Consider the following 7,550-nt stretch of genomic DNA (forward strand, 5'->3'; position numbering starts at 1 on the left):
CGGACACGTGAAAGCACATGCGGCAAGGCCGGAGCCGGGAACTCTAGGTTCCCCGGCTCCGGCCTTGCTGGTGATTCAATGCGGGTGGTTCATTCTTCTGGAGATCAGCTATTGGCGGGATCCATAAACCCTACATAGGTCCAGTGGCAGGCGTGGCCCGAATAGGCCGGCAGGAGCTGGCCTTCGAGGATTCGCATCCGGGTTCCGGCGACGTTCTCCCAGAGACCGGACAATTCGCAGTGGGTTCCGGTCCTCTGCTGCAGGCGGCCCTCCAGCTTCACGGATCCGGCCGACGTCGTCTTCCATGCCGTCGGATTTCGCTTTTTCATCGGACCGCAGCTTCCTCGGTTGCAGCCGTTGCCTGGAGATACTCTTCGTCTTCGGCCACATTGGAGTTCCGGCCGAGGGCGAGGCCAACCAGCGTGAGCAGGCATGCGGCGCTCAGGTAGGCGGCCACTGGGAGCCAGCTGTTGAAGGCGCCCATCAGGAGGGTGAACATAAAGGGTGCCAGCGCGCCACCGATGATTCCGGCAAAGGTGTAGGCCAGGGAGCTGCCCGTGGACCGCAGACGCGGAGTGAACTGCTCAACGACGAAGGCCGCCTGGGGACCGTACATAAAGGAGTGGAAGAGCAGGCCCATGACCGTACCGATGATGAGCACCACCGGGGATTTGCCCTCGAGGACGATGAAGAACACGTAGGCCCAAACCGAGGCGCCAATGGCGGCGACCCCGTAGACAAGCCTGCGATTGATGCGGTCCGAGACGGCTCCGGCCAGGGGCATCGAGAAGAGCTGAAGGGCTGAACCGATCATCACGGCCGTGAGGACCTGTCCGCGGTCGAAGCCGAGTTTCTGGATGCCATATGTGAGTGTGAAGACCGTGCACAGGGCGTACAGGACGTCCGGTCCGATGCGGCTGAGGATGGCTGCGGCCAGTGGACGACGCTGGGTGAGCAGGACTTCCCTGATGGGTGCGTTGGGCTTTTCACCGCGGGCCTCAAGAGCCTTGAAAACTGGGGTGTCTTCCAGCTTGAGCCGGATCCAAAGCCCGAAGGCAACGAGGAGGGCTGAGATGAGGAAGGCGATCCTCCAGCCGTAATCCAGGAACGCCTGTTCGGAGAGCGAGAGGGTCAGGACTGCCAGCGCGCCATTGGCCATGAGGTTGCCGGCGGGCGGGCCGATCTGAGCGGCGGAGGCCCAGAATCCGCGGCGGTTCGGGTCGCCGAACTCGCTGGAAAGCAGGACGGCGCCGCCCCACTCGCCGCCTACGCCGACGCCCTGAGCGAAGCGAAGGAGGACCAGGACAATGGGAGCGATGATGCCGATGCTGCCATATGTTGGCAGGAGGCCGATAAGGAAGGTCGCGACGCCGATCAGCATCAGTGTGATGACGAGGACCTTCTTCCGGCCGATCTCGTCTCCGAGACGGCCGAAGATGATTCCGCCGACGGGCCGGGAGATGTAGCCCACAGCGTAGGTGGAGAAGGCAAGCAGGGTGCCCGTCATGGGGTCCTGGGCGGGGAAGAAGATGATCGGAAAGACGATCGCGGCTGCCGCTGAATAAACGGCGAAATCGTAGAACTCGAGCGCGGTGCCCGTAAGGCTTGCTGCGAATGCCTTGAACATGTCCTTACGTCCGACAGCCGTTGTCGGCGTCTCGCGGGCCAATGCTAATTGGGTGGCCATTTTGTCCTCCAGAAGATGCGATGCCACGTGGGACTTCGGGTGGCGGGTGATGATGTTCCGACTCCGCATTCGAAGTTGTTGAACAATCTCAAGTTGTTGAACAATTTAGTGTGAACTGGACCACTTCGTCAAGGGGTTCCGGAAACTTTTACAAGTCGGAAACAGGGAGTGGTGCGGAGCTTGCAGGAGGAATCAGCCCCGTCTGCGGGTGCACGGCAAGCGCCCCCTGTGTGAACGGGGGGCGCTTGATTGATGGTTCGGCTGAGCTAGAGCTGCGTGCCTGTGGGACCGCGGTCGTCCACTTCACCCCGCCAGGCTCCCGTTTCGCTTCCGCGTGATTCGATGAACTCCTTGAACTTCTTCAGGTCTGCCTTGACTTGTACGTCGTCGAGGCTGAGCGCTGCTCCGGCCTTCTCCACTAAAGTTTCGGGAGCCCATTCGAAATGGACCTTGACTTTGGTGTGATTGGGATCCAGGGGCGTGAACCTGATGATGCCGGCGTGCGACTTGCCGTCGGTACTGCGCCAGGCAATCCTATCGTCAGGCTCCTGGTCAACGATTTCCGTATCGAATTCTCGCTGCACGCCACCAACCTTGGTAACCCAGTGGTTGGTAGTGTCAGTGAGCTGGGTAACGGATTCAACTCCCGACATGAAATTCGGAAACTCTTCGAACTGGGTCCACTGGTTGTAGGCCGTGTGGACAGGGACAGCGACATCAATGGTCTCTTCAACCTTTTCCATTTTTCCTCCTTGGCGAAACTTGCAATGTAGTGGTCGCTGAGGTGGCGGTGGGGGCCGTGAGTGAAGTGCTGGCCAACCACACTTGCACAGTAAGCCTGCTGATTATCGATGTCCAGCCCCGGCTGACGGTTGCCGGAACCGCCAACCAGGCGTACGTTTAGAGAACGGATCGTTCTCTAAACGTCGAGGCCTCGATCATGGACAATGCCCAACACCACAATCCGCGGGTCCCTTCTGCTATCCGTGTCGCACTGCCCGGAATCCTGCTGGTGATGTTCCTCGGAGCGCTGGACCAGACTGTCATGGCTTCGGCCCTGCCCACGGTGGCCGGGGACCTAAACGGCCTTGACCGGATGTCGGCCATCATTACCGGCTACCTCGTTGCGGCCACGGCCGCGATGCCGCTTACGGGAAAGCTTGGAGACGCCTTCGGCCGCAAGCGCGTCCTCCAGGCTTCGCTGATCGTGTTCAGCGTCGGGGCCGCCCTGTGTTCCCTGGCCCAGTCTGTTCCCGAACTCATCTCCTACCGTGCGGTTCAAGGTATCGGCGGGGGAGGCCTCATGATTGGCGCACAGGCGGTTATTGGCGAACTGGTCAGCCCTCGTGACCGGGGGAGGTTCCTTGGCATTATCGGTGCGGCTTTCATTGTGGCGGCGGTGGTCGGACCGCTAGCCGGCGGAGCGGTGGTGGACTACTTTTCCTGGCGATGGATCTTCTACTCGTACCTGCCGCTGGGTCTTGCGGCCCTCGTCGTCGTGACCCTCACACTCCGGCTTCCGGCCCATCCCCAGGGGAGACGCGTCGACTACGGCGGGGCAGCCCTGCTGAGCCTCGCGATCGTTTCCCTGATCCTGCTGTGCAGCGGCGGCAGTTACTCGGGACCGGGCTGGCTGGTACCTGTTCTGGTGGCGGTGACCGTCGTGGCGGTGGCCGGATGGCTGTTAATCTCACGTCGAAATGCGGATCCGATCATCCCATTGTCCTTGTTCCGTGACGCCGCTTTCACAATTCCAACAGCGGTGAGTTTCCTGATCGGCTTCGCAATGTTCGCCACCCTGAGCTACCTTCCCGTTTTCCTGCAGGTGGGTATGGGTATGTCCGCTACTGCTTCCGGCGGCATGCTGATCGTCCTCATGGCCGGGATCCTGCTCACGACCGCGGCATCCGGCCTTTTGATCACGCTGACAGGGCGCTACAAGATGTATCCGGTGGCCGGGACGATGCTGGCTGTTCCGGGAATCTGGCTGTTCAGCACCATGGATTCGCACAGCAGTCCGTGGCTGGTGCTCGTGGCCATGCTGTTGCTTGGCCTGGGCATCGGGTTGGTAATGCAAGTAATGGTGCTGGTGGTGCAGAATTCCGTGGAGCGACGTGATCTGGGCGCGGCCACGTCCACTGTTACGTTCCTGCGCCAGGTGGGAGCCTCTGTAGGCGTGGCCGTGCTGGGGTCACTCATCACTGTTCGTTTCGCCGCATCCGTGCCCGCGCCCCTGGCCTCGGAGCTTGGAGACCGAATCAAGTCGCTGACCCCCAAGACGCTGGAGCAACTGCCTCCCACGGACCGGGCGGCAGTGGCCGAGGCGTTCGGACACGCGCTTCCACCTGTGTTCGGTTACGCCGCCGTGATTCTGGTAGCCGCGTTCGTGCTGACGCTCTTCCTTCCTAAGCGTGAATTGCGAACTACCTCCCATGCAGACGCATCACGGCATTCTCACCCAACATCCCCGCCGAAAGAAGGAGCCTCCGATGACTGACAGGATCACCGCACCCCTGGACGATTTCGGCTCGGCCGATATCGCCGTCGCCGGAGGAAAAGGCTCGGCCCTTGGCGAGCTCAGGCGCAAGGGCTTTCCTGTGCCGGCAGGTTTCATCGTGACGACGTATGCCTACCGCGCCCTCCTGGCCGAAACCGGGCTGGGGGCGGCCCTGCAGGACCTGCTGCGCGCTGGCACGCAGGACGGACCCGACGGCGCTGAGATCCGCTCCTTGTTCGCCGCTACAGAAATGCCCGACGACGTCCGGCGGGAGGTTGGCAAGGCCTATGCAGGCTTGGGCGGTGGGGCCGTGGCCGTGCGGTCCAGCGCGACGGCGGAAGACCTGCCGAGGGCAGCATTCGCCGGCCAGCAGGACACCTACCTGAACGTCCAGGGCGAGGATGCCGTGCTCCACGCCGTCGTCGACTGCTGGGGTTCGCTCTGGACGGACCGCGCCATTGCCTATCGCCAGAGGCAAGGGATCGATCCCCGCGAGGTGGCCATCGCCGTCGTCGTGCAGAAGATGGTGCCGGCCGAAATGGCCGGTGTCATGTTCACGGCCAATCCCGTCACGGGCGAACGCGGTGAAATTGTGGTTGAGGCCAGCCCAGGGCTTGGCGAGGCGGTGGTTTCAGGGCAAGTGACGCCCGAGCAATATGTCCTGGACCGTTCCGGGAAGCCCCTCAGCTTCACGCCTGGGCGCCGTGAAGTTGTCATCAGTGCGGCCGCCGGCGGAGGCACGCTTGAACAGGCCGGCAGTGCCGCTCCGGGGCCGGGGCTCGCGCCGGAACAACTGACGCAGTTGGCTGCCCTGGCGCAGCGTGCACAGGAGCATTTCGGCCGGCCGCAGGATATGGAGTGGGCCGCCGTCGACGACCGCGTGTACGTGCTGCAGTCACGGCCCTTGACGGCGCTGCCGCCCCAGCCGCCAACGCTCAATCCATTCCAGAAAAGGCTTGGACCGTTCTTCGTGGAGATGTTCCAGGAGCGGCCCTATCCGCTGGATGTTTCGGGCTGGATGAGCCGGGGCATCCTGGCCATGTTGGACGGGATGGCCGGGAGCGTGGGCGTCGTCTTCCCGAGGGTCGAGAAGCTGCTGCCCGAGGAAGACGGCGTGGTGGTGCAGTTGGTGCCGCCTGTACCGCATCCCACCATCAGAACATTGGCCGCTCCGGTTTCCCTGACCCGCCGTGCGAGGCAATTCAAGCCCACCGAATGGATGGAGGATCCCCGGTTTTCCGAATTCCTGGACCGCGTGGAGCGGCTGAACGCCAGGGACCCGGGCGGGCTGCGCTGGGCGGAAATCGTGGGCATGGCGGAGGATTGCTTCGCCACTATGCGGGGAATCACGGACTTGCGCATCTCCTACCTGCCGGGCGCGTTCCTGCCAATGCTGAAGCTGCGCGCCATGCTTCTGCTGCTCGGCAGGTTGAGGCTGGCATCGGCCCTGATCGCCGGCGCGGAGACCCGGACAAGCCAGGCGAACAGGGCACTGGAACGATTGGCTGACGTTGCCTCAGCCGATCCGGAGTTGGCGCGCGCCTTCGTCGAAGCCGACGCCGGCCGGCTGGCCGAACTCGTGGAAAGGCAGCCCGCCGACGTCCCCTTCCGCCAGGCCTTCGAGTCGTTTCTGCGGGAGTATGGTCACCGTGAAACTGTGAGCGTGGTCCTGAGCAGCGCCCCCACCTGGTCCGACGCCCCTGGAGTAGTGCTGGGGCTGGTGAAGAGCTTGATGGGAGAACGACGCCAGTCGCCGGACCAGACCGGTGCAGCGCTGGAGGAGCTTGGACGGCACGCCGCGCTGCGCTACCCGACGGTTCGACGGCGCGTGCTTGACGCCGTCGATGCAGCGCGGAAGGGAATGGCGTTTCGCGAGGACAGCCACTTCTACGCCACCAAGGTCATTCCGCCGCTGCGCCGCGCCTACCGTGAGCTGGGCGAACGCCTCGTCCGCGCCGGCGTCGTCGATGTCGCCCAGGACATCTACCATCTGCGCTTCGAAGAGCTTGCGTCCATTCGGGATAACGACGACGGCGCGCTGCCGGCTTCCGTCCGGGAACGTTTCCGGCGCCTTGTGCTGGCTCGGGCTGAAAAACGGCGCGAGTTGGAGGGAATCCCGCTGCTGGACACGTCCCTGCTCTTCCATGATCGCAAGGTGCCCGGAGCTCTTGTCTCGGGAATGTCGGCAAGCCGGGGCCTCGCCGAAGGGCCTGTACGGGTTATCCGTGAACCCGCCGAATTCGGACGGCTGCAAAGTGGGGAAATCCTCGTCTGCCCCTACACCAACCCCTCGTGGACGCCGCTCTTCCAACGGGCCGCCGCCGTCGTCGTTGACACCGGTGGACTTGGCTCGCATGCGGCGATCGTGGCCCGCGAGTATGGCATTCCGGCTGTGATGGGGACAGGTACGGGCACCAGCACCCTCTTTGATGCTCAGAAAGTGCTGGTGGATGGGGATGCCGGAGTGGTCCGGCCCGCGGCTTTGGAGGGGTCCTAAAATGCCGGAACAGCCGGAGCAGCTGGAACAGCCGGACCAGCCGGACCAGGCGGACCATCGTAAACTGCCGCGGCGCCGCGGAGCGGCCCTGAACGCGGCAATCTTCGAGGCGGTCCGGGCAGAGATCGCCGAATCGGGCTATGCCGCTCTGACCATGGACGGCATAGCCGAGCGGGCCCGGGCCAGCAAGGCATCTCTATATAGGCGTTGGCCAGGCCGCGCGGCCCTGGTCCTCGAGGCGGCCTACGACGCGATGCCGAACCCGGCGACTGTGCCTGACACCGGAAGCCTTCGTGGCGATGCCCTGGCTGTCCTGCGCGATGTGGCGCGGCAGTTGGAGGGTACCGTAGGGGAAGCCATGCGGGGGTTGCTGGGCGAGGCTCTCCAAAACCCGGCCGTGGCCTCGGAGATCCGGGACTACACCCGCGGCAATGTCGGCAAGGTCATGCGCACCATCATCAACCAGGCAGCGGTGCGGGGAGAATGCGATCCTGCCCTTGCCACTGATTGCCGAGTTGAGGCCGGACCCGCCTTGTTGCGGCAGCGGTTCATTTTCTCTGCCGGGCCAATCGACGACGATTACCTCGTCCAGATCGTAGACGAGGTGATGCTGCCGCTGCTGGGAGCCAGCCCGCCTGGTATAACGCCCAGCGGAGCCCGCTGACGCTTGCCCAACTGACTCGCAGTTGTTGTCGTCAAAACGGGGGTGGAGTCATATGGTCGTAGCAACGCTCTGAATTGATGGAGTGTTCTATGGTCAAGTCTTATCCACTGAGCGCACGCACCGAGTTTGTGGACTTGGTGTGTGCCGGGATGTCGGTTCTCCAAGCCTCCCGGCGTGTCGGAGCGGTGCATCAGACCGGGAGAAA

6 protein-coding genes are annotated in these 7,550 nt (G+C 63.4%); 3 read left to right on the forward strand and 3 right to left on the reverse strand.

Features of this window, described 5'->3' with window-relative positions:
• Positions 1 to 104 precede the first annotated feature (104 nt).
• The 3 genes from J7E82_RS01635 to J7E82_RS01645 all read right to left on the reverse strand — a co-directional run bounded on the left by J7E82_RS01635 (position 105) and on the right by J7E82_RS01645 (position 2,430).
• The gene (locus J7E82_RS01635) at positions 105 to 329 is read right to left on the reverse strand and encodes a hypothetical protein (protein ID WP_214859702.1); all 225 of its coding nucleotides are present in this window, start codon (positions 327 to 329) and stop codon (positions 105 to 107) included.
• Positions 326 to 1,687, reverse strand: a complete 1,362-nt coding sequence (locus J7E82_RS01640) for an MFS transporter (RefSeq protein WP_214859704.1) — start codon at positions 1,685 to 1,687, stop codon at positions 326 to 328. The genes J7E82_RS01635 and J7E82_RS01640 overlap by 4 nt, the downstream gene beginning before the upstream one ends.
• A 266-nt stretch (positions 1,688 to 1,953) precedes the next feature.
• Entirely contained in the window at positions 1,954 to 2,430 is a 477-nt protein-coding gene (locus J7E82_RS01645) for an SRPBCC family protein (RefSeq protein WP_214859706.1), read from the reverse strand.
• 197 nt (positions 2,431 to 2,627) lie between these two features.
• Between J7E82_RS01645 and J7E82_RS01650 the strand changes: the two genes are divergently transcribed.
• The 3 genes from J7E82_RS01650 to J7E82_RS01660 are packed head-to-tail and all read left to right on the forward strand — an operon-like array spanning position 2,628 to position 7,345.
• A complete protein-coding gene (locus tag J7E82_RS01650; RefSeq protein ID WP_214859708.1) occupies positions 2,628 to 4,184 on the forward strand; it encodes an MFS transporter in 1,557 nt (518 codons plus the stop codon).
• The gene (locus J7E82_RS01655) at positions 4,177 to 6,681 is read left to right on the forward strand and encodes a PEP/pyruvate-binding domain-containing protein (protein WP_251041309.1); all 2,505 of its coding nucleotides are present in this window, start codon (positions 4,177 to 4,179) and stop codon (positions 6,679 to 6,681) included. Before J7E82_RS01650 ends, J7E82_RS01655 begins: the two co-directional genes overlap by 8 nt.
• A gap of 1 nt (position 6,682) precedes the next feature.
• Positions 6,683 to 7,345: a TetR/AcrR family transcriptional regulator gene (locus tag J7E82_RS01660; protein ID WP_214859710.1), complete on the forward strand. Its 663-nt coding sequence runs from the start codon at positions 6,683 to 6,685 to the stop codon at positions 7,343 to 7,345.
• The last annotated feature ends 205 nt before the right edge of the window (positions 7,346 to 7,550 follow it).

The sequence above is a fragment of the Arthrobacter sp. ISL-30 genome (genome assembly GCF_018613855.1).
Taxonomy (GTDB): domain Bacteria; phylum Actinomycetota; class Actinomycetes; order Actinomycetales; family Micrococcaceae; genus Arthrobacter.

Coding starts and splice junctions, on each gene's coding strand:
- J7E82_RS01650 (WP_214859708.1), top strand. CDS start 2,628: ATGGACAATGCCCAACACCACAATCCGCGGGTCCCTTCTGCTATCCGT.
- J7E82_RS01635 (WP_214859702.1), bottom strand. CDS start 329: ATGAAAAAGCGAAATCCGACGGCATGGAAGACGACGTCGGCCGGATCC.
- J7E82_RS01655 (WP_251041309.1), top strand. CDS start 4,177: ATGACTGACAGGATCACCGCACCCCTGGACGATTTCGGCTCGGCCGAT.
- J7E82_RS01660 (WP_214859710.1), top strand. CDS start 6,683: ATGCCGGAACAGCCGGAGCAGCTGGAACAGCCGGACCAGCCGGACCAG.
- J7E82_RS01645 (WP_214859706.1), bottom strand. CDS start 2,430: ATGGAAAAGGTTGAAGAGACCATTGATGTCGCTGTCCCTGTCCACACG.
- J7E82_RS01640 (WP_214859704.1), bottom strand. CDS start 1,687: ATGGCCACCCAATTAGCATTGGCCCGCGAGACGCCGACAACGGCTGTC.